General features: G+C 70.5%; 19 protein-coding genes. 3 read left to right on the forward strand and 16 right to left on the reverse strand.

The window, feature by feature from the left end; translation table 11 throughout:
• Nucleotides 1–41: 41 nt before the first annotated feature.
• The 4 genes from ASF20_RS08390 to leuD all read right to left on the reverse strand — a co-directional run bounded on the left by ASF20_RS08390 (nucleotide 42) and on the right by leuD (nucleotide 3,342).
• Complete coding sequence (locus ASF20_RS08390) at nucleotides 42–965, reverse strand: NAD-dependent epimerase/dehydratase family protein (protein ID WP_056272899.1); 924 nt, start codon at nucleotides 963–965, stop codon at nucleotides 42–44.
• Between the two features lie 14 nt (nucleotides 966–979).
• Nucleotides 980–1,366 (reverse strand): RidA family protein, encoded by a 387-nt coding sequence (locus ASF20_RS08395; RefSeq protein ID WP_056272901.1) that lies wholly within the window; start codon nucleotides 1,364–1,366, stop codon nucleotides 980–982.
• Nucleotides 1,363–2,568 carry a lytic murein transglycosylase gene (locus tag ASF20_RS08400; protein WP_082501232.1) on the reverse strand — a complete coding sequence of 402 codons (1,206 nt, stop codon included), beginning with the start codon at nucleotides 2,566–2,568 and terminating at the stop codon, nucleotides 1,363–1,365. Before ASF20_RS08400 ends, ASF20_RS08395 begins: the two co-directional genes overlap by 4 nt.
• A 171-nt stretch (nucleotides 2,569–2,739) precedes the next feature.
• On the reverse strand, nucleotides 2,740–3,342 hold the full coding sequence (gene leuD / locus ASF20_RS08405) for a 3-isopropylmalate dehydratase small subunit (RefSeq protein WP_056272904.1): 603 nt from the start codon (nucleotides 3,340–3,342) through the stop codon (nucleotides 2,740–2,742).
• A gap of 177 nt (nucleotides 3,343–3,519) precedes the next feature.
• Between leuD and ASF20_RS24590 the strand changes: the two genes are divergently transcribed.
• The gene (locus ASF20_RS24590; protein WP_200917632.1) at nucleotides 3,520–3,687 is read left to right on the forward strand and encodes a hypothetical protein; all 168 of its coding nucleotides are present in this window, start codon (nucleotides 3,520–3,522) and stop codon (nucleotides 3,685–3,687) included.
• A gap of 54 nt (nucleotides 3,688–3,741) precedes the next feature.
• On the opposite strand, the gene ccrA is transcribed toward ASF20_RS24590, so the two are convergent.
• Nucleotides 3,742–5,019, reverse strand: a complete 1,278-nt coding sequence (ccrA, locus tag ASF20_RS08410; RefSeq protein WP_056210916.1) for a crotonyl-CoA carboxylase/reductase — start codon at nucleotides 5,017–5,019, stop codon at nucleotides 3,742–3,744.
• A 596-nt stretch (nucleotides 5,020–5,615) separates the two neighbouring features.
• Between ccrA and ASF20_RS08415 the strand changes: the two genes are divergently transcribed.
• On the forward strand, nucleotides 5,616–7,682 hold the full coding sequence (locus ASF20_RS08415) for a protein meaA (protein WP_056272906.1): 2,067 nt from the start codon (nucleotides 5,616–5,618) through the stop codon (nucleotides 7,680–7,682).
• Nucleotides 7,683–7,803: 121 nt separating this feature from the next.
• Here ASF20_RS08415 and ASF20_RS08420 read toward each other — a convergent pair whose 3' ends face one another.
• The 10 genes from ASF20_RS08420 to ASF20_RS08465 all read right to left on the reverse strand — a co-directional run bounded on the left by ASF20_RS08420 (nucleotide 7,804) and on the right by ASF20_RS08465 (nucleotide 17,826).
• A complete protein-coding gene (locus ASF20_RS08420; protein WP_244476359.1) occupies nucleotides 7,804–8,979 on the reverse strand; it encodes an MFS transporter in 1,176 nt (391 codons plus the stop codon).
• On the reverse strand, nucleotides 8,976–10,652 hold the full coding sequence (gene lnt, locus ASF20_RS08425; protein WP_056272910.1) for an apolipoprotein N-acyltransferase: 1,677 nt from the start codon (nucleotides 10,650–10,652) through the stop codon (nucleotides 8,976–8,978). Before lnt ends, ASF20_RS08420 begins: the two co-directional genes overlap by 4 nt.
• 10 nt (nucleotides 10,653–10,662) lie before the next feature.
• The gene (locus tag ASF20_RS08430; RefSeq protein ID WP_056272911.1) at nucleotides 10,663–11,775 is read right to left on the reverse strand and encodes a hemolysin family protein; all 1,113 of its coding nucleotides are present in this window, start codon (nucleotides 11,773–11,775) and stop codon (nucleotides 10,663–10,665) included.
• Nucleotides 11,776–11,811: 36 nt separating this feature from the next.
• Nucleotides 11,812–12,354, reverse strand: coding sequence for an rRNA maturation RNase YbeY (gene ybeY, locus ASF20_RS08435; protein ID WP_056272914.1), 543 nt, complete (start codon nucleotides 12,352–12,354; stop codon nucleotides 11,812–11,814).
• Nucleotides 12,351–13,460 (reverse strand): PhoH family protein, encoded by a 1,110-nt coding sequence (locus ASF20_RS08440; protein ID WP_156648017.1) that lies wholly within the window; start codon nucleotides 13,458–13,460, stop codon nucleotides 12,351–12,353. The genes ybeY and ASF20_RS08440 overlap by 4 nt, the downstream gene beginning before the upstream one ends.
• Nucleotides 13,461–13,607: 147 nt before the next feature.
• Entirely contained in the window at nucleotides 13,608–14,948 is a 1,341-nt protein-coding gene (gene miaB, locus ASF20_RS08445; protein ID WP_056272920.1) for a tRNA (N6-isopentenyl adenosine(37)-C2)-methylthiotransferase MiaB, read from the reverse strand.
• Nucleotides 14,945–15,877 (reverse strand): lysophospholipid acyltransferase family protein, encoded by a 933-nt coding sequence (locus ASF20_RS08450; RefSeq protein ID WP_082501234.1) that lies wholly within the window; start codon nucleotides 15,875–15,877, stop codon nucleotides 14,945–14,947. Before ASF20_RS08450 ends, miaB begins: the two co-directional genes overlap by 4 nt.
• Before the next feature lie 27 nt (nucleotides 15,878–15,904).
• A complete protein-coding gene (locus tag ASF20_RS08455) occupies nucleotides 15,905–16,426 on the reverse strand; it encodes a GNAT family N-acetyltransferase (RefSeq protein WP_056272923.1) in 522 nt (173 codons plus the stop codon).
• Complete coding sequence (gene tsaB / locus ASF20_RS08460; protein WP_056210900.1) at nucleotides 16,423–17,100, reverse strand: tRNA (adenosine(37)-N6)-threonylcarbamoyltransferase complex dimerization subunit type 1 TsaB; 678 nt, start codon at nucleotides 17,098–17,100, stop codon at nucleotides 16,423–16,425. The genes ASF20_RS08455 and tsaB overlap by 4 nt, the downstream gene beginning before the upstream one ends.
• 159 nt (nucleotides 17,101–17,259) lie before the next feature.
• Entirely contained in the window at nucleotides 17,260–17,826 is a 567-nt protein-coding gene (locus ASF20_RS08465) for a NifU family protein (protein ID WP_056272925.1), read from the reverse strand.
• A gap of 268 nt (nucleotides 17,827–18,094) precedes the next feature.
• Between ASF20_RS08465 and rplS the strand changes: the two genes are divergently transcribed.
• On the forward strand, nucleotides 18,095–18,550 hold the full coding sequence (gene rplS, locus ASF20_RS08470) for a 50S ribosomal protein L19 (protein WP_056210896.1): 456 nt from the start codon (nucleotides 18,095–18,097) through the stop codon (nucleotides 18,548–18,550).
• Nucleotides 18,551–18,644: 94 nt separating this feature from the next.
• Here the strand turns inward: rplS and ASF20_RS08475 are convergent, their stop codons facing one another.
• Entirely contained in the window at nucleotides 18,645–20,597 is a 1,953-nt protein-coding gene (locus ASF20_RS08475) for an EAL domain-containing protein (protein ID WP_156647995.1), read from the reverse strand.
• Nucleotides 20,598–20,648: the final 51 nt, after the last annotated feature.

The raw sequence follows: 20,648 nt of genomic DNA on the forward strand, positions 1-20,648 counted from the left end.
TTCGCATCGGTCGAGGCCCGGCAGGCGATCCCGGGCCTTCGTCATGTCTGGCTGCGGGCGAAGCGTTCCAGACCGTCCCGCGCTGTGCCCTCCGGCCTCCATCCCAGCGAGGCCAATCCATCCGCGCGCGCGACGAGGCTGGTCGAGAGGCGGGCATAGGCCGCCTCGTGTCCGGCCATCCGACAGGCGAGCCCCAGCAACACGGACGGCGTCGGCAGAAGGCCGGCGCCTCGTCCGAAGCCGGCCCGCAACGCCGTGACCATCTCGCCCGGCGTCAGCGGGTCGGGCTCGGCCACGATGAGCGGGCGACGCAAGGGACCGGGCGCTTCGAGCGCCACGGCAACCGCCTGCGCCAGCGATTCCACCGAGACGAGGGAGCGGCGGCCCCTGAGGCTGGCGAGGGGCAGCGGCATGGCGGAGCGCGCCAGTTGCAGAAGGGTCGCGACGTTGCCCTTCACGCCGGCGCCATAGACCAGCACGGGGCGCAGGGCGACCCAATCGAGCCCCGTCTCGGCCAGGGCCGCCTCGGCCGCGAGCTTCGAGCGCCCGTAGGCGTCGGTCGGGGCGGCCAGATCGGACTCCGTCACGATCCCGGCCGCCGAGATCCCGGTCTGCGCCCGGATCGAGGACAGGAAGACGAAGCGTTGGACCCGGGCGCGAACCGCGGCCTCGGCGAGCCGCAGGGTCGCTTCCGTATTGGACGACCGGAAATCGTCCTCGGGCGTGCCCGACATGGTCAGCGACAATCCGGCGGAATGCACCACCGCGTCGACGCCTGCGAGGGCCGCGGCCATGTTCATCGGCCGGGTCAGGTCGCCGACGACGGCGCTGCTCGCGCCCTCCGCGACCTCGACAGGCCGACGGAGCAGGATGCGCACCCGAAAGCCGCGCTGCGACAGGCTTCGCAGCAGGTGCCGCCCGATGAAGCCCGTGGCGCCGGTGAGTGCGATCAGCGGCCCACCCATGGGACGAACCCCTCCTACGGCAGCAGCGCCGTGACCTCGATCTCGACCTTCATCTCGGGACGCAGCGGGCCGGCGACGACCACGATCGTGGCGGCGGCCCGGATCTCGGCCAGGATCCGGCCGCAGACCCCGAGTACCGCCTCGGCCTCCGTTCGATCCGTCACGTAGTGGGTAGCCCGCACGATGTCCGCGAGCCCGGCCCCGGCCTGCCCCAGGACGTCGCCGATGGTGCGCCAGCAGGCCTCGGCCTGGTCGGCCGCCGAGACCGGCATCGTCATCGTGGCATAGTCGTAGCCGGTGGTGTCGGCCACGAAGATGAAGCCGCCTTGCACCACGACGCGGGAATAGCCGTAGGCCGACTCGAAGGGCGAGCCGGAGTCGATCAGGCGCCGTGTGCTCATCCGCGTCGCAGCGCCTCCAGAACCTTGGCCCCTGGCCGGCCGGTGGGCGGCATGCCGAGGCTGCGCTCGACCTCCTTGATGGCGTCGCGGGTCTTGGACCCGACCTTGCCGTCCGGCTCGCCGACGTCGAAGCCGCGCTTGGTCAGGCGGGCCTGCAGGTCGCGGCGCTCGGCCCGCGACAGCGGCGGATCGTCGGTGGGCCAGTCGGCCTGGATGCCGCCGCGACCGCGGAGGCGGTCGGAAAGCACCGCGATTGCGAGGCCGTAGGATTCGGCGGCGTTGTAGGAATAGAGCGCGTCGAAGTTCTTCGTCACCAGGAAGGCCGGTCCGTCGATGCCGGCCGGAAGCAGGATACCGGCAGGTCCCTCGCCCGAGAGTGGACGGCCGTCGATGCGGGTGACGCCGAGGGAGGCCCAGTGGGCGATTGCCTTCTTGTTCTTACGCCCCGCCGCGCCGGCACTGAAGCCGCGCGGCACCTTCACCTCGTAACCCCAGGGCTGGCCGTTGTTCCACTTGGCCACGCGCAGGAAGTTCGCCGTGGAGGCGACCGCGTCCGGCACCGAATCGACGAGGTCGCGGCGCCCGTCGCCGTCCCCGTCGACGGCGAGGCGCTGATAGGTTGTGGGCATGAACTGGGTCTGCCCGAAGGCGCCGGCCCAGGAGCCGTTCAACCGGGAGGGATCGATATCGCCGCGCTCGATGATCTTCAGGGTCGCCATCAGCTCGCCCTTGAAGAACTCCTTCCGGCGATGATTGGCGCAGATCAGGGTGGCGAAGGACTGCACCAGCGGCATCTTGCCGAGGTTCTTCCCGAAGTTCGACTCGACGCCCCAGACCGCCGCGATGGTGTGCCGGTCGACGCCGTAGCGAGCCTCCGCATTGGCCAAGGCCTGCGCGTGCTGGCGCATGGCGGCCTTGCCGTCGTCGACGCGCTCCTCGTCCACGAGGGCGGCCATGTAGTCCCAGATCGGCGTCTTGAACTCGGGCTGAGCCTGAGAGAGTTCCAGCACCTTCTCGTCGTAGGTGATCCCGGCCGTCGCCGCCCGGAAGGTCTGGGCCGAGATGCCCTGCGCGGCGGCCTGCGCCTGCAGGCTGCCGAGGCAATCCTGGAAGTCGGCCCGGGCCGGGGCGCAGATCGCCAGGAGGGCCGCGGCCGCTCCGCAGGAGAGGGTCGCCGTCTTACCCGATCGGCCGAATGCCATCGTGTTCTCCGCCAATGCGTTCGTCGAAACTGTGATCGCCGATTCAGGCGATACCAGGGTTAACGAACGGTTGAGGCCGGAGCGGAATGCTCCGGGGCGGTCGCCCTCCGGACCCGGCCACCCCGAGCCCAACCGCGCTGCGATCGAGCGGAGGGCCGGGTTCGCCCGAATTCAGGCGAAGCCGCGCGCGGCGAGCTTCTCTTCGTAGGCGTCGATGGCGGGCGCCCGCTTCAGGGTCAGGCCGATCTCGTCGAGGCCGTTCAGGAGGCTCTCCTTGCGGCCGGGATCGATGTCGAAGTGCAGGGTGCCGCCGTCGGGCCCCTTGATGGTCTGGGCCTCGAGATCCACCGACAGGGTCGCGTTGGAGCCACGCTCCGCATCCTCGAACAGCTTCTCCAGGTCTTCCGGCGAGACCGTGATCGCCAGAATGCCGTTCTTGGCGCAGTTGTTGAAGAAGATGTCGGCGAAACTCGTGGAGATGACGCAACGGATGCCGAAATCGGTCAGGGCCCAGGGCGCGTGCTCGCGCGACGAGCCGCAGCCGAAATTGTCGCCGACCACGAGGATCCTGGCGTTGCGGTAGGCCGGCTTGTTCAGGACGAAATCCGGGTTCTCGGAGCCGTCGTCGTGGTAGCGCATTTCCGAGAACAGGCCCTTGCCGAGGCCGGTGCGCTTGATGGTCTTGAGATACTGCTTCGGGATGATCCGGTCGGTGTCGACGTTGATGATCCGCATGGGCGCCGCGACGCCCTCCAGGGTGGTGAATTTTTCCATGATGCCGGTAGCCGTGGTCTCGCGATGCGCGGCGGCCTCTCCCAGGAACGGTCGGGGCGTCGCGCTTGGGCGATATCTAACAGCCAGGGGGCGCCCCTGAAAGACGGCGTCCGCGCGTCTCGCGATCGTCGCGCATCGCGCGTATGCTCCCTGTTCGGCACGACACGAGGGGCGGCGATGACCGAGACCACCAACCAGTTCAAGAAAGCGCCCAAGCGCAAGAAGGAGAAAGCGCGTTCGGTGACAGTGTCGCCCGAGATGCGCCAAGCCTACGCGGACCTGATCAAGCAGAAGGAAGAGCGTGAGGAATACGCAAAACACCTGCCCTCCGAGAAGGGCAGGTGAGGGTCGCTCCGAGCCCGCCCGCCGAAACGGGCAGGCCGTGACGGCTTCCGCCGCCTAGCGCTTTCCGGCCTCGATCACGTCCTCGACCGTGCGCAGGCCGGCGCGGGGCGCGTTGACAAGGCAGGCCATGTTGCCCGGGGCGTGCTGGTTCTTCCACATCTTGGTGTGGGCCTGGGGGATCTTCTCCCAGGGGAAGACCTCGCTCATGCACGGGTCGATGCGCTGGTCGAGGACGAACTGGTTGGCGGCCGAGGCCTGCTTCAGGTGGGCGAAGTGCGAGCCCTGGATGCGCTTCTGGCGCATCCAGACGTAGCGGGCGTCGAAGGTGATGTTGAAGCCCGTGGTGCCGGCACAGAACACGATCATGCCGCCGCGCTTGGCCACCAGGGTCGAGACCGGGAAGGTCGACTCGCCCGGATGCTCGAACACGATGTCGACGTCGTTGCCCTTGCCGGTGATGTCCCAGATCGCCTTGCCGAACTTGCGGGCTTCCTTGAGCCAGGTGTTGTACTCAGGCGAGTTAACCTTCGGCAGCTGGCCCCAGCAGTCGAATTCCTTGCGGTTGATCACGCCCTTGGCGCCCAGGCTCATGACGTAGTCGCGCTTGGAATCGTCGGAGATCACCGCGATGGCGTTGGCGCCCGAGGCGGCGCAGAGCTGCACGGCGAACACGCCGAGACCGCCCGAGGCGCCCCAGACCAGGACGTTCTGGCCCGGGCGCACGGTATGCGGGGCGTGACCGAACAGCATCCGGTAGGCGGTGGCGAGGGTCAGCGTGTAGCAGGCCGCCTCCTCCCAGGTCAGGTGCTTGGGGCGCACCATGAGCTGGCGCGACTGCACCCGGCAGAACTGGGCGAAGGAGCCGTCGCCGGTCTCGTAACCCCAGATGCGCTGGGATGGGGAGAACATCGGGTCGCCGCCGTTGCACTCCTCGTCGTCGCCGTCGTCGCGGTTGCAGTGGACGATGACCTCGTCGCCGACCTTCCAGCGCTTCACCTTGGCGCCGACCTTCCAGACGATGCCGGAGGCGTCCGAGCCGGCGATGTGGTACTCGCCCTTGTGCACGTCGAAGGGCGAGATCGGCTCGCCGAGGCCCGCCCAGACGCCGTTGTAGTTCACGCCGGCGGCCATGACGTAGACCAGGACCTCGTCGTCGCCGATCTCCCAGACGGGCAGAACCTCGAGCTGGTGCGACTGCTCGGGCGGCCCGTGCCGCTCGCGCCGGATCGCCCAGGCGTACATCTTCGCCGGCACGTGTCCGAGGGGCGGCACTTCGCCCATCTCGTACAGGTCCTTCAGTTCCGTCGTGCTCGACGCAGCGCTCGCGGCCATCTTGGCTCTCCCCGTCACTTCTTGTGCTGCTCGCTATATCGGCGAACCGAGAGCCGTCCAAGAGCCCGAACCGCCAAGAATCTTTTCGGCTGAGGCCAAGAAACCTTCACGCCCACAAGAAGAGGCCGCTTCTTGAGCCGACGGCATCCTGTATTCAATATTCTCGTGATGCACCGGGCCTTTAGCGCCCTTCGTACACAGGCTTATCTGCCCGTGGCCCACCTCCCGACGATCTGCCGCCCGCGGCAGCGCCGCGATACGGCCCGACGCTGGCTTGTACCAATGTCCAATTCGCGGATGTGCGACGGGGCTACCCGACCCACCCAGCTTTGCGAAGTTGTCCACAGGTCGCTGGGACCGTCCCCGGAAGGCCGGGCTGCGGCACCAGGGTTGGACCGCACGGTCCCCCCAATGGGCGGCACGTTTCCGTGAGTTCGAGGGCGTCGACGAGACCGCGCAGACCTGGGCTGCCGCGGATGGTCTTTGGTGCTGATGACGTGGCGAACGCGCTTCGCTAGGGTGCGCCGCAAGTGATCGACAGCAGTCAAATGCAATTTGAGATCACATCAAATTCAGTCTTGAGGGAGTGTTCCGGGATGAGCGGACAGGCAGCGGTCGCCGAGACCAAGCGCGACAAGCCGTGGATCATCCGCACCTATGCGGGCCATTCCAATGCCAAGGAGTCGAACGCGCTCTATCGCGGCAACCTGGCCAAGGGACAGACCGGCCTCTCGGTGGCCTTCGATCTGCCGACCCAGACCGGCTACGACCCCGACCACGAGCTCGCCCGGGGGGAAGTCGGCAAGGTCGGCGTGTCGATCGCGCATCTCGGCGACATGCGGACCCTGTTCGACCAGATTCCGCTGCAGCAGATGAACACCTCGATGACGATCAACGCCACGGCGCCGTGGCTGCTGTCGCTCTATCTCGCGGTAGCCGAGGAGCAGGGCGCGCCGTTCGCAGGGCTTCAGGGCACCACCCAGAACGACATCATCAAGGAATACCTCTCGCGGGGCACCTACGTGTTCCCGCCCGCGCCGTCCCTCCGGCTGACCAAGGACGTGATTCTGTTCACGACCAAGGAAGTGCCGAAGTGGAACCCGATGAACGTCTGCTCCTACCATCTGCAGGAGGCCGGGGCGACGCCGGTGCAGGAACTGTCCTACGCGCTCGCCATCGCCATCGCGGTGCTCGACACCGTGCGCGACGACCCCGATTTCGACGAGGCCAGCTTCGCCGACGTGTTCAGCCGGATCTCGTTCTTCGTGAACGCGGGCATGCGGTTCGTCACCGAGATCTGCAAGATGCGGGCGTTCTCCGAGCTTTGGGATGAGATCGCCCAGGAGCGCTACGGCATCACCGATCCGAAGAAGCGGATCTTCCGCTACGGCGTTCAGGTGAACTCGCTCGGACTGACCGAGCAGCAGCCCGAGAACAACGTCCACCGCATCCTCATCGAGATGCTCGCCGTGACCCTGTCGAAGCGGGCGCGCGCCCGCGCCGTGCAGCTGCCGGCCTGGAACGAGGCCCTCGGCCTGCCGCGCCCCTGGGACCAGCAATGGTCGATGCGCATGCAGCAGATCCTCGCCTTCGAGACCGACCTCCTGGAATACGACGACATCTTCGACGGCTCGAAGGTCATCGACGCCAAGGTCGAGGCCCTGAAGGCCGAGACCCGTCAGGCTCTCGAAGAGATCGGCGGCATCGGTGGCGCCGTGGCGGCGGTTGAGACCGGCGCCCTCAAGCGCGCCCTGGTGGAATCCAACGCCCGGCGCATCTCGGCCATCGAGGCCGGCGATCAGGTCGTGGTCGGCGTGAACAAGTTCCAGGCCGGCGAACCCTCGCCCCTCACCGCCGGCGAGGGCGCGATCTTCACCGTCTCCGAGACGGTGGAGATGGAGGCCGAGCAGCGCATCCGCGAGTGGCGGTCCAAGCGCGACGGCAAGGCGGTGGAGACCGCCCTCGACGCGCTCGAGGCTGCGGCGCGCTCGGGCGCCAACATCATGCCGGTCTCGATCGCGGCGGCGAAGGCCGGCGTCACCACCGGCGAGTGGGGCGAGCGCCTGCGCCAGGTCTTCGGCGAGTACCGCGCCCCCACCGGCGTCACCCTGGAGACCATCTCCTCGGGGGCGGCCCAGGACGCCAAGCTCCTGATCGCCGATCTCGGCGAGCGTCTCGGCGAGACCCCGAAGCTGGTGGTCGGCAAGCCCGGCCTCGACGGCCATTCCAACGGCGCCGAGCAGATCGCGCTGCGCGCCCGCGACGTCGGCTTCGACGTGACCTACGACGGCATCCGCCAGACCCCGGCCGAGATCGTCGCCAAGGCCAAGTCGACCGGTGCCCACGTGGTCGGCCTGTCCATCCTCTCGGGCAGCCACGTGCCGCTGGTGCGGGACGTCCGGGCCAAGATGCGCGAGGCCGGCCTCGACCACATCCCGCTGGTGGTCGGCGGCATCATCTCGCCCGACGACGAACTGGTGCTCAAGAACATGGGCGTCACGGCGGTCTACACCCCGAAGGACTACGTCCTCGACACCATCATGGTGGGCATCGCCAAGGTGGTGGAGCGCGCACTCGACAAGCGCGCCGCCGAGCAGGCCGATGCCAAGGCCGGCATCGCGGGCGCGACCCCGCGCGGCGACACGTCTGAAAAGGTGTTCTGACGAACCACGCTCACGCGACGCCGTCCTGCATGACGCAGAGGGCGTCGCGCTCCGGGCGCGCCCGGATGGGAGCGTGATCGCTCCCGGCGTCGCGGGGCGACGGCGGTCGGCCCTCCGCCCGTCAGGCCTTGCCCACGTAGCGGTCGCGCCCCGCGCCCAGGCTGCACAGGAAGGCGCCGGCCGCGATGGTGCAGAACAGGGCCGTCGAGGCGGCCCAGGTGCCCGTCAGATCGTGCGCCAGCCCGAAGCTCAAGGGCCCGAGGGACGCCACCGTATAGCCGACGCTCTGGGACATCGCCGCGAGGCTGCCGGCGGTGGCCGGATCGCGGGCGCGCAGGACGATGATCGTGAGGCCGAGGCCGAAAAGGCCGCCGAGGCCGGCTCCGAGCAGCATCCCGATCGGCAGGGCCCAGGCGAGCGGGCCGTAGACCAGGGCGACGAGGGCCAGCACGCAGAGGGCGAGCAGGCCCGCCGCGAAGCCCCGCTGATCGCGGACCCGGGCCGCGAAGGACGGCACCAGGAGCGCGGCCGGCGCCTGCCCGATGCTCATCAGCGAGGACACGAAGCCCGCTTCCACCGCGCTGAGCCCCCGATCGTGCAGCACCAGGGGCAGCCAGCCGAACATGATGTAGGCCAGCGACGATTGCAGGCCCATGAAGCCGGTGACCTGCCACGCGAGACGATCGCGCCATAGGGAGATCCGCCGCGCCGCGCCGGGGGCGGTCTCGGGTGCCCGGGCGAAGGGGGCCCAGGCGAGGGTGGCCGCCAGGGCGGGTACACCCCAGAGGGCGAGCGCGGCGGGCCAGCCGCCGAGCCCGTCGGCGAGGGGCACCGACAGGCCTGCGCCCGCCGCGGCGCCGAGGCAGAGCACCATGGTGTAGAGACCGGTGACGACGCCCGTCAGGCCCGGGAAGTCGCGCTTGAACAGGCCCGGCAGCAGCACGCCCGAGAGACCGATCCCAAGGGCGGCGAGGCAGGCGCCAATGAAGAGCGGTCCCAGCCCCCCGAGGCCGCGCAGGCCGGAGCCGAGGGCGACCACCGCCACGGCGAGGAGCACGCCGCGATCGGAGCCGAGGCGCCGCATCACCCAGGGGCCGAGGGTGCAGGCGAGGCCGATGCAGAGCACCGGTAGCGTGGTGAGCAGCGCCGCCCCGGCCGCACTCAGGGCCGTTTCGGCCCGGATGCGCTCGAGGAGCGGGCCGACGGTCGTCAGGGCCGGACGCATGTTGAAGGCGACCAGCATGATGCCGAGACCGAGCAGGATCGGGCGGGCCGTGATCCGCAGGGTGGTCTTCACGCGCTTCGCCGCCGTGCCGCCAGGAGGGTCAGGAAGCATCCGACCCAGACTAGTCCGAAGGGCAGGTCGCCGAGGCGGGCATAGAAGGTCCGGCCCGGCAGGCGCGCCGGAAGATCGGCGTCGAGGACGCCCTCGACGCCCAGCGGCAGGCTGGCGGTGATCCGGCCATGGGCGTCGATCACGGCCGAGATGCCGGTATTGGCGTCGCGGACCAGGGGGAGCCCTTCCTCCACGGCGCGCAGACGCGCCTGGGCGAGGTGCTGGCGCGGCCCCGGCGTGTCGCCGAACCAGGCGTCGTTGGTGAGGTTGAGGATCAGCCCCGGCACCGGCGGCGGACCGTTCGCCGTCGCGCCGGGCACGATCGCCCCCGGAAAGATCGCCTCGTAGCAGATCGTCGCCGCCACCGGCGGCAGGCCCGGCACGGTCATGATCCGCTGGGTCGCCCGGTCACCCGCCGTGAAGCCCCCCGGAATCGAGACGAACTGCCGGATGTGCAGGGCGCGCAGGGTCGCGTCGAGGGGGCCCGGCAGGTACTCGCCGAAGGGGACCAGATGAACCTTGTCGTAGATATCGCCGAATTTCGGTCCGGCGGAGAGCGTCAGGATGCTGTTGAAGAAGCGCGGTCGCTCGTCGCCCACCGGCACCTCGGCCCGGGCCGCGCCGGTGATGAGCTGCTTGCCCGGCGGGAACGCGGCGGCGATCCGGGCCAGGGCCTCGGGGTCGCGCTGGATCAGGAACGGGAAGGCGGATTCCGGCCAGATCACGTGGGTGACGTCGGCGATGCCGGTGCGGTCGGGCGCGGCGGCGCGGTCGCTGAGCTCGAGGTAGCGGTCGAGGATGTCCTGACGGTTCTCGGGCCGGAACTTGGCGTCCTGGTTCAGGTTCGGCTGGACGAGGCGCAGGCGCACGCCCTGGACCACCGGATCCGCGGCGGCCGGCACCCGCCGGGCGCCGAAACCCGCGAGCCCCGCGAGGGCGAGAGCGGCGAGGCCGAGGGGAACGAAGCGGCCGCGCCACGTCTCGGCGACCGCCAGGGTCGCGGGCGCGGCCGCGACGAGGATCGCCAGGACGGTCAGGCCGTAGAGGCCGACCACGGCCGCGCCCTGCATCAGCCAGAGGTTCTGGCCGAGCGCCATGCCCAAGGTGTTCCAGGGGAAGCCGGTGAAGAGATGCCCGCGCAGCCACTCGCAGGCGGAGAGGCCGAGCGCGAGGCTGACGAGGCGCAGCGCCCCCCGCGACCAGAGCAGGCGGGCCAGCGCGAAGCCGAAGGCGTAGAACAGGGCGAGCACCGCCGGCAGGCCGACGACGCCGAGGGGCAGGGCCCAGAGGAATTCCTCGGCCTCCACCAGGAAAGCGGAGCCGAGCCACCACAGGCCGGCGGTGAGGTAGCCGAAGCCCCAGGCCCAGCCGATCACTGCGCTCGCGAGAACCGCGCCGCGGGTGGCCCGGCGCCCCGTGGCAGCTCCGTCGACGAGCCAGACGGCGACGCTCAGGGAGACCACGAGGGCGGGGAACAGCCCGAAGGGCGGCATGGCGAGGGCGCCCAGCGCGCCGGAGGCCATCGCGACGGCGAGGCGGCGCCAGCCGGCGGTCAGCATGACCCACTGGGCCAGGGCGGCAAGCGGTCCCGTCGCCGGACCGCGCCCGGCGCGGTCCGCGAGGATCGAGGTCATGCCGACTCCGTCACGCGGCCGGCGATTCGGGCGCGGGCTTCGGGGCGGGCAGCGCCAGGGGCACCACCGCGGTGATGCGGGCGTCGCCGCGCTGCAGGCGCAGGCGCTTCACCCGGCGCGGATCGGCGTCGAGCACCTCGAATTCGAGATCGCCCGGCCCGCTGATGAGCTCGCCCCTGGAGGGCACCCGCCCGGCGAGGGTCACGATCAGACCGCCGATGGTGTCGATCTCCTCGGCCATCTCCCCGACGGCCGCTACGAGGTCGACACCGCTCGCGGCCGAGACCTCGGCGAGGCCGGCCCGGGCATCGGCCACGAAGACTTCGCCCTCCCCGTCGACGCGCTGGACGAGGTGTCCCTCGGCGACGTCGTGCTCGTCCTCGATGTCGCCCACCACCACCTCGATCAGATCCTCGATCGAGATCAGGCCGTCGGTGCCGCCGTACTCATCGATGACGAGGGCCATGTGGGTGCGGGTCGCCTGCATCCGCACCAGAAGGTCGATGGCCGGCATCGAGGGCGGCACGAACAGCACGGGGCGCTGGATGCGGGTGGCGGCCAGGGTGGCCGAAAGGTCGACATTGGCGAGGTTGAGGGTGCGCAGGGCCCGCGCGCCCCGCCGCGCCCGGGGCGGCAGCACGGGGGCGGCCTCGCCCTCGGTCGCCGGGGCCGCGGGCGGCGTGCGACGGCTGCCGGCCTCGGCCCGGGCCGCGATGTGGTCGACGAAGTCGCGGATGTGGACCATGCCGCGGGGGTCGTCGAGGGTCTCGCCGTAGACCGGCAGGCGCGAATGCCCGGCCGTGCGGAAAAGCTTCAGGAGATCGCCGAGGCTGGTCTCCATCGACACCGCGACGATGTCGGCCCGGGGGATCATCACGTCGTCGACCCGCACCTTGTGCAGGCCGAGGACGTTCTTGAGCATGGCGCGTTCGAGGGGCGAGAACGCGTTCTCGCCGGTGTCGGGCTCGGCCAGCGCGTCCTCGATGTCGTCGCGCAGCGAATCGCGTGGACGAAGGTGGAAGACGTGCAAAAGGCGGTCGTACCAGGGCTCGCGGGCCTGGCTCTCACCGTCGCCGGAACTGGGCGCGGCCTGGGCCGCGCCGCGACTTCGATCGTTTGTCATGTCTCTCTGATCTGGAGTGTCAGGCGGGATCGCCGCTCACGGGGCCGCTCGCTCGGCAGGCGGTTCTGCCGAAGAGGGGTCGGGCGCATAGGGATCGGGCACGCCGAGGGTACGGAGGGCCGCGACCTCCAGGGCTTCCATCGCGTCGGCATCCGCCTCGCCGGTCTCGTGGTCCTGACCAAGGAGGTGAAGGGTGCCATGGACGAGGAGATGGGCCAGATGATCGCTGAGCGGCTTCGATTGCTCCGCACTTTCGCGCAGCATCGTGTCATACGCAAGAACCACGTCGCCCAGGGGCACTGGCATGCCCGCATGGGCGGGTTGCGCCGGCGCCGGGAAGGACAGCACGTTGGTGGGCTTGTCCTTGCCGCGCCAGGTCCGGTTCAGGTCCTGAACCACCGCGTCGGTGGCCAGCAGGATGCTGATCTCGACCGGCCCCTCGGGCGGCGCGGGGGCCACGGCGAGGCCGGCCTCGACGGCCCGAATCACGAAGGCTTCGAGGTCGGGCGCGACGCTCTCCCAGCGCGGGTCCTCGATCGCGACGTCGATCTCCGCCTCGCCGGCGGGGCCGGCGCTCACGACAGCGGCCTCCGGCGCGAGACCGTCTGGCGGTCGGCGTCGCCCTCCCCGTGGGCCGCGGTCTCGTAGGCGGTGACGATGCGGCGCACGAGGTCGTGGCGCACCACGTCGACGTCCCGGAAGGTGATGCGGCCGATGCCCTCGACGCCGTCGAGGACGCGCACCGCCTCGACGAGGCCGGATTTCTGGCCCGGCGGCAGGTCGATCTGGCTCGGATCGCCGGTGATGATCATGCGGGAATTCTCACCGAGGCGGGTGAGAAACATCTTCATCTGCATGGACGTGGTGTTCTGCGCCTCGTCGAGGAGCACCACGGCGTTGGTCAGGGTGCGGCCGCGCATGAAGGCGAGGGGCGCGATCTCGATGACGCCGGTCTGCAGGCCGCGGTCGACGTGGCGGGCCTCCATGAAGTCGTAGAGGGCGTCGTAGATCGGCCGCAGGTACGGGTCGACCTTCTCGCGCATGTCGCCGGGGAGAAAGCCGAGACGCTCGCCGGCCTCCACGGCGGGGCGCGACAGGATCAGGCGCTCCACGTGCCCCTGTTCCAGCAGCGACACGGCGTAGCCCACGGCGAGCCAGGTCTTGCCGGTGCCGGCCGGCCCTTCGGCGAAGACGAGCTCGTGGCTGCGCAGGGCCTTGATGTAGGCGTCCTGCGCTGCGTTGCGGGCACGCACCGCGCCGCGCTTGCGGGTGGCGAGCTGGTCGAACACGGCTCGGTCGGGCTCGGCGCTGACCTCCGCCGCCGGGAACAGGTTGCCCTGCTGCGTCGTCTCGTGGATCGCCCCGTCCACGTCGCCGAGGGTCAGGGGCAGGCCGCTCGCCTTCACCCGGGCATAGAGCCGCTCAAACACCTTGCGGGCCTTCTCGGCCGCCTCGACGCCGCCCTTGACCACGAGGTGGTTACCGAGCGCGGTGGCGGTCACGGCCAGGCGCCGTTCGATATGCGCGACGTTCTGGTCGTACTGGCCGAAGACCAGGCTCGCGAGTCGATTGTCGTCGAAGGTCAGGGAGACCTCCTCGGTCTCGACCAGGCCCTCGATCCGCGCCGCCGGGCCGCGCCCGCGCAACGCGCCACCGCGTCCACTCGACCCTTCAGATCCCGGCACGCCGTCGTCCTTCATTCATTACAGGAGGTCCGCGCCGACCGTCCGAGGCCGCATCGCATCGCAGACGATTCCGAGATGGTCGCCCGGGGCGCGCCGGACAGGGGCGGATCGGCGCGGCGTATCGACCGACGGGGCCGGAACGCGCCCTCAAGCCGCCGCCGCCGTGCCGCCGAGGGCCTCGCCGAACAGGCTGTTCGAGCCGGCGCGGATCACCCGCACCGGAACGACGGTGCCGATGGTGGAGGCCGGCGCGTCGAACTGGACCGGCAGGAGATGGGGCGTCTTGCCGGCGACCTGGCCGGGATGGCGTCCGGCCTTCTCCACCAGCACCTCGACCACGTGCCCCACCGCGGCCGCGTTGAAGGCGTGGCGCTGCGCGTCGAGGAGGGCCTGGAGCGCGGCGAGGCGCTCGGACTTCACGGCTTCCGGCACGGCATCGGCGCTGTCGGCCGCCGGGGTACCGGGGCGCGGGCTGTACTTGAAGGAGAAGGCGCTGGCGAAGCTGATCTCACGCACCAGCCGCATCGTGTCCTCGAACTCGGCGTCCGTCTCACCGGGGAAGCCGACGATGAAGTCGGAGGACAGGGCGATATCGGGCCGGGCCGCGCGCACGCGCTCGATGATTCGGCGATAGGCGTCGCCGGTATGCTTGCGATTCATCGCCTTGAGCACCCGGTCGGAGCCCGACTGCACCGGCAGGTGCAGGTAGGGCATCAGGGCCGGCAGGATGCCGTGGGCGGCGATGAGGTCGTCGTCCATGTCGTTGGGATGGCTGGTGGTGTAGCGCAGGCGCAGGAGGCCCGGGAGGCGCTCCAGGGCGCGCATCAGCGCCGGCAGGGTCGCGCTCCCGCCGTCCTGGCCCAGGCCATGATAGGCGTTCACGTTCTGACCGATGAGGGTGATCTCGCGGACGCCGCCGCGCACCAGCTTCTCGGCCTCGGCCAGGATCGCGTCCACGGAACGCGAGACCTCGGCGCCGCGGGTATAGGGCACGACGCAGAAGGCGCAGAACTTGTCGCAGCCCTCCTGCACGGTGAGGAAGGCCGTGACCCCGTGGGTGCGGCGGGCCGGCAGGTGGTCGAACTTGTCCTCGACCGGAAACTCAGTGTCGACCACGCGCTTCGTGGCCGAGCGCGCCAGCAGGTCCGGCAGGCGGTGATAGTTCTGCGGGCCGACCACCACGTCGACGGTGGGGGCGCGGGCCAGGATCTCGGCCCCTTCCGCCTGGGCGACGCAGCCGGCGACGACGATCCGGGTCTCGTGCCCGGCCTCGGCCCGCTCACCCTTGAGCACCCGCAGCCGGCCGAGCTCGGAATAGACCTTGTCGGCGGCCTTTTCGCGGATGTGGCAGGTGTTCAGGATGACGACGTCCGCCTCCTCCACCGCGTCGGTCGCCGCATAGCCCTCGGCACCCAGCACGTCCGCCATCCGGGCGGCGTCGTAGGCGTTCATCTGGCAGCCGTAGGATTTGACGTAGGCTTTCTTCAACGGTCCGATTCCGGTGACAGCACTTCCGCGCCGCGCATAGCACGGTTCGTCTGCGGCGTCGCGATCCCTCGCCCCTGCGATGCGCCATCCTTGATGCCGGGGCGTATCCGGGGACCCGACCAGACCGGCCCCAGGGGTGGCCGGCCGGTGACGCCGCGCTGGAGTGCGGCGCGCACCGAGGCCTCCGCCAGGGCGGTGGCGCGCTTGCGATCCGTGCCGGCCTCGACGGCGATCGGCGCGCCCCAGACCACGTGGACGTCGATGGGGCCGCCGTCGAAGAAGGCGGCGAGATGGGGCGCCAGCTCCATGTCCCCGTACCAGGCCACCTCCGGGCGCTGATGGCGGACGAGCGGCAGGCCGTTGCGGCGGGGATAGGTGATGGCGAGCGGCTGGACCCGGATGCGGGCGGGGCCCTCCCCGGCGACCGCCGCGCGGGCGGCGCCGACCAGCGAGGAGCGGAACGGCAGCAGCCGGGTGCCGTCCCCGGTGGTGCCCTCCGCGAAGAGCACGATGAGGTCGCCGCGGCCGAGGCGCTGCGCCACCGTGGCGTTGACGGCGGCGGTGTCGGCCCGGCGCGCCCGGTCGATGAACACCGTGCGCTGCAGCCGCGCCAGGGTCCCGATGACGGGCCAGCCGGCGATCTCGGACTTCGCCACGAAGGACAGCGGCCGCAGGGAGCCCAGGACGATGATGTCGAGCCAGGAGACGTGGTTCGCCAGCACGAGCGCCGGTTCGCCCGCCGCCGGCGGCGAGCCGCTCTGGGTCACCCGCAGGCCGAACAGGGCGACGAACACCTGGTGGAACAGCACCGGCATCCAGGCCGCGATCCGGCCGCGTCCAAAGCGCAGGCTGAGGAGGTGAGGCCCCACGATGACGAGGAAGGCCACGGCGCAGAGCGCCAGGCGGCAATACGCGCCGAGGCGGGACATCGGCTGGCTAGCGCGCGCCGGGTGGCGTCACGCCAGCACCGCCGTCATGGTCAGGGCCGTCGCGCGGGTTCCGTCGGCCCGGGTGTAGTACCCCGTCCGCTCGCCCACCTGCCGGAAGCCGTGGCGCGCGTAGAGCTTCAGGGCCGGCGCGTTGCCCTCGTCGACCTCGAGATGGACCGTCCGGACGCCGGACTGAACGAGGTGCTCGAGATGGGCGGCGACGAGCTTGTGCGAGAGGCCGCCGCCGCGGGCGGCGGGCGCCAGCACGACGGTGAGGATCTCGGCCTCGTCGGCCACCCGGCGCGACAGGACGAAGCCCTGGATCGCACCGTTCTTCCACAGGGCATGCGCCTCGGTCGAGCGCTCGCACAGCATACGCTCGAACTCGTACGCGTCCCAGGGCCGCGCGAAGGCGGTGGCGTGGATGCGCGCCAGGGCCCGCGCCTGGCCGGAATCCCGCAGCAGCGTGACGTAGGGCGCCGTGCCCCAGGCTTCCCACCAGGCGGACCAGATCTCGAAGGGCCAGAACGGCGTCAGCGAACGGGTCATCGGCGGGCGAGCCTCGCGTGGTCTTGCGGCTGGGCGTCGGGACCGCGGAGGTAGAGGGGACGCGCCAGCGCCTGGGCGGGGTCCGCCAGCATGCCGAGCGAGGCGACCCAGGCGATCTCGGCCGCGCCGGTGCCGGCGACCGCCACGTCGAGGCCCCGGGCCTTCGCCGCCTGGGCGACCAGGGGCGCGCCGGAGCCGACGAGGGTGACGACGCCGTCGAGCATCGCCGCCGCCTCGGTCACCGGGAGGTGGCTCGGCGGCACGACGATCCCGTCCGTCATGCTCATCGCCTGAAGGTAGACCGATCCGTGCCGGGCATCGATCGCGGCCACGATCAGGCCCTCGCCGTTCTGGGCGAGCAGGGGCGCCAGCAGGGCCGACAGGGTCGTGACGCCGACCACGGGGATGCCGGTGGCCAGCCCCACGGCCCGGGCGGCCGAGAGCCCCACCCGCAGGCCCGTGTAGCTGCCCGGCCCGACCGTCACGGCGACGCGGTCCAGGGCCTCGAAGCCGCCCTCGGCCCGGGCGACGACCCGCTCGATCATCGGCAGCAGCGCCTCCGCATGGCCGCGGCCGAGGACCATCGACTCGTGCGCGAGGAGATCGTCGGTCGAATCCGAGGCGATGCAGACGGAACAGGCGTCGAGCGCCGTGTCGATGGCGAGGATACGCAAACTCACTCCCGATCGTGCCACACCCCCGGACCGCGCGAAGGCGTCCGGGGCCACGACTTTAAGACAAAAACGGCCGCTCCGTCAGGGCGGAGCGGCCATCGTGGAGAAATTCGGGCGAACCTGTTGCGGCTTTGCGTCGGCCCGCCGGAATGTCGGGCCTCAGATCGCCTGGACTTCGCGGATCTCCGGCAGGAAGTGGCGGAACAGGTTCTGCACGCCGTTGCGCAGGGTCGCGGTGGAAGACGGGCAGCCCGAGCAGGCGCCCTTCATCTCCAGGTAGACCACGCCTTCCTTGTAGCCCCGGAAGGTGATGTCGCCGCCATCGCTGGCCACGGCGGGGCGCACGCGGGTCTCGAGCAAGTCCTTGATCGTCTCGACGGTCTCGAGGTCGGCCGGGTCGAAGAACTCCTCGGCGTCGTCGCTGCCGGCGACGTGGCCCTCGGCCAGGGGCGGGGCGCCGGACTGGAAATGCTCCATGATGGCGCCGAGAACAGCCGGCTTCACCTGCGGCCAGAGGTTGTCGTCCTCGGCCTTGGTGACCGAGATGAAGTCGTGACCGAGATAGACGCCCGAGACGCCGGGCACGTCGAAGAGCCGGCTCGCCAGGGGCGAGCGGGCGGCGGCCACGGAATCGCGCGCCTCGAAGGTGCCCTCGGGCAGGACGACCCGGCCGGGCAGGAACTTCAGGGTGGCGGGGTTCGGGGTGGCTTCGGTCTGGATGAACATGGTGGACAGGATCCTCGTCCGCTGCGCCGGTTCAAGGCCGGCCGGGAATGGCGGCGGACGTCCCCGCCGCTCTCTCCATGTGGACCGCGCGCGGGATTTTCTCAACCGCGTCCGCGCCACGCCGCCCGCGCGGGGGGGCATCCACCGGCCATTGGACAAGGGGGCGCACCTCGTGTAAGGCCCGCCTCAACTCAAAACAGGATGCCGAAATCCTGACGCACGCGGTCCCATCCGGGGGCCTCGGGCGCGCACCGGCAGGAACTTGACCATGAACATCATCCAGCAGCTGGAGCAGGAGCAGATCGCTTCGCTCGGCAAGACCATCCCCGATTTCCAGCCCGGCGACACGGTGACCGTGAACGTCAAGGTGAAGGAAGGCGAGCGCACCCGCGTGCAGGCCTACGAGGGCGTGTGCATCGGCCGCTCCGGCGGCGGCCTCAACGAGAGCTTCACCGTCCGCAAGATCTCCTACGGCGAGGGCGTCGAGCGCGTGTTTCCGCTCTACTCGCCGCTGATCGATTCGATTGCCGTCGTCCGTCGCGGCAAGGTGCGTCGCGCGAAGCTGTACTACCTGCGCGACCGTCGCGGGAAGTCCGCCCGCATCGTCGAGCGCGCCGACCGCCCCGCCGAGAAGGCCGCCAAGGCCGATGCCTCGAAGGCGAACAAGGACGCCCGCAAGGCCGAGAAGGCCGCCAAGAGCGCCGCGAAGACCGCCGCCGAGTAAGATTTGGGGTGAGACCCGGGCGGCGCATTGCGCCCCCGCCCCCGCCATCAGGCCCGCTCGAGCGATCGAGCGGGCCTTTTTTCGGTTTCGGCGATCAGGCCTGCGCGACCGCGGGGTGCGCCGCGATCGTCCAACCGCCGGCCGCCCAGCCCTGCCGGGCGATGCGCGCGGTGAGATCGTTCTCGGTGATCCAGGCCAGGGTCTGCGTCGACGGCATGGCCCGGGCGAAGTGGTAGCCCTGTACGGCCGGGCATCCGAGCTGGCGCAGCAGCTGGAACTGCGCGTTCGTCTCCACCCCCTCCGCCAGGACCGTCACCCCGAGGGTGCGGGCGAAGGCCAGGATGGCCTCCAGGAGCACGCGGTCCCGGGGACTGTCGACGATCCCCTGGATGAAGCTCCGGTCGACCTTCAGGCCGTCGAAGCGCAGGTCGCGCAGCGACCCGACCGACGAGTAGGCCACCCCGAAATCGTCCACGATGATGCCCACCCCCATGTCGATCAGGGCGTCGACGTCCTTGCCGCCGCGCTCGTTCGAGTAGACCGCCTCCTCGGTGATCTCGAGGGCGATCCGGGCGGCGGAGAGGCCGTGCCCGGTCAGTTCGGCCGCCACCATATCGGCGATCGGATAGGCCCCGAACTCGTTGGGCGAGACGTTGACCGAGACCACGACGGACTCGTGCCCGTTCGCGTCGAGAACCTGCGCCATGCGGCAGGCCTGCCGCAGGATGGTCCGGGTCAGGGCCTGCGATCGACGGGTGGCGGCGGCGGCGGCGATCGCGTCCGGGGGAGAGATCCAGCCCAGCGCCGGATGCTTCCAGCGCAGGAGCGCCTCGACGCCCATGACGCGCCCGGTTTCGCAGTCGAGCTGCGGCTGGAACCAGGCCTGGACCGCGCCGCTCTCCAGCGCCTCGGGGAGATCCCGCTCGATGACGTGGCGGGCCTTCAGCTGCGCGCCCATGCTCGCGTGGAAGGGGCGCCAGGTGCCGCGTCCCGCCGTCTTGGCGGCATAGAGGGCGAGATCGGCCTGGCACTGCAGGTCGGCAAGGGTGTGGGCGTCACCCGGATACCGGGCGATGCCGACGCTGGCCCCGGCCTGCAGGGTGCGGCCGGATCCCGTGACGAGGACGGCGAGCTGCGCCACGATCTCCCCCGCCAGCCTCGGCCCGTCCTCCTTCCCGGACCGGTTGGGGATCAGGGCTGCGAACTCGTCGCCGCCGAGGCGGGCCACCACGGCATCCTCTCCGAGAATCCGCCTCAGGCGTGCGCCCGCCTCCGCCAGGACCTCGTCGCCCACGGCATGCCCGAAGGTGTCGTTGATGACCTTGAAGCGGTCGAGATCGATCAGCAGAACCGAAAATCCTTTCCCATGCGCCGCCCCGTCCCTCAACCACGCCTCGAAGGCTGTCTGGTAGGCGGCCCGGTTGAGCAGGCCGGTCAGGTGATCGTGGGTCGCCGCGTATTCCACCCGGCGCAGGGCCTGTTCCGCCGCGATGTTGGCGGCCTTCAGCGATGCGGCCAACTCCGTGGCTTCCAGCTTCAGGCGGCTCGACCGCAGGTAATGCATCTCCTGATCGGTCGCGTTGCGGATCATCAGCACCGCGAGGACGATCAGGTTCGCGGCGATGAACGGCGAGCTCGGCGCGTCCTCGACGAGGAACAGGACCGTCAGGATCGTGAGGCTCGGAAGCATGAAGGCGATGGCGGGCGCGCGGGACACCTTGCTCTGGATGACCCCGACGTTCAGGCTCCAGAAGGCCAGGGCGATCGCGACGGACTGGGTCTGTCCGTTCCAGGCGAGGCCGATCAGGGCCACCGCCCAGCACAGGCCCGAGAACAGGGCCCCGATCCACGCAAAGGCCAGGATCCGGCCCGGGTGCCGCGTGGCGTGGTCCCGCTTCAGCCATCGGGCGGCGATCAGAGCGCGGGCGAGATTGAGCAGACCGTTGAGGCCGACGAAGGCGAGGATGAGCCCACGCGGCACGAGGTCCCACATCATTCCGCCGAGGGACACCGAGACCAGAACGTTCGCGATCAGCGTCGCGGGCATGCCCCGCAGAACCGCGCGCGCCCGATCGCGCTCGATGATCGTTTCGACGGA

This window comes from Methylobacterium sp. Leaf88, assembly GCF_001422795.1.
In the GTDB taxonomy this organism is placed as follows: domain Bacteria; phylum Pseudomonadota; class Alphaproteobacteria; order Rhizobiales; family Beijerinckiaceae; genus Methylobacterium.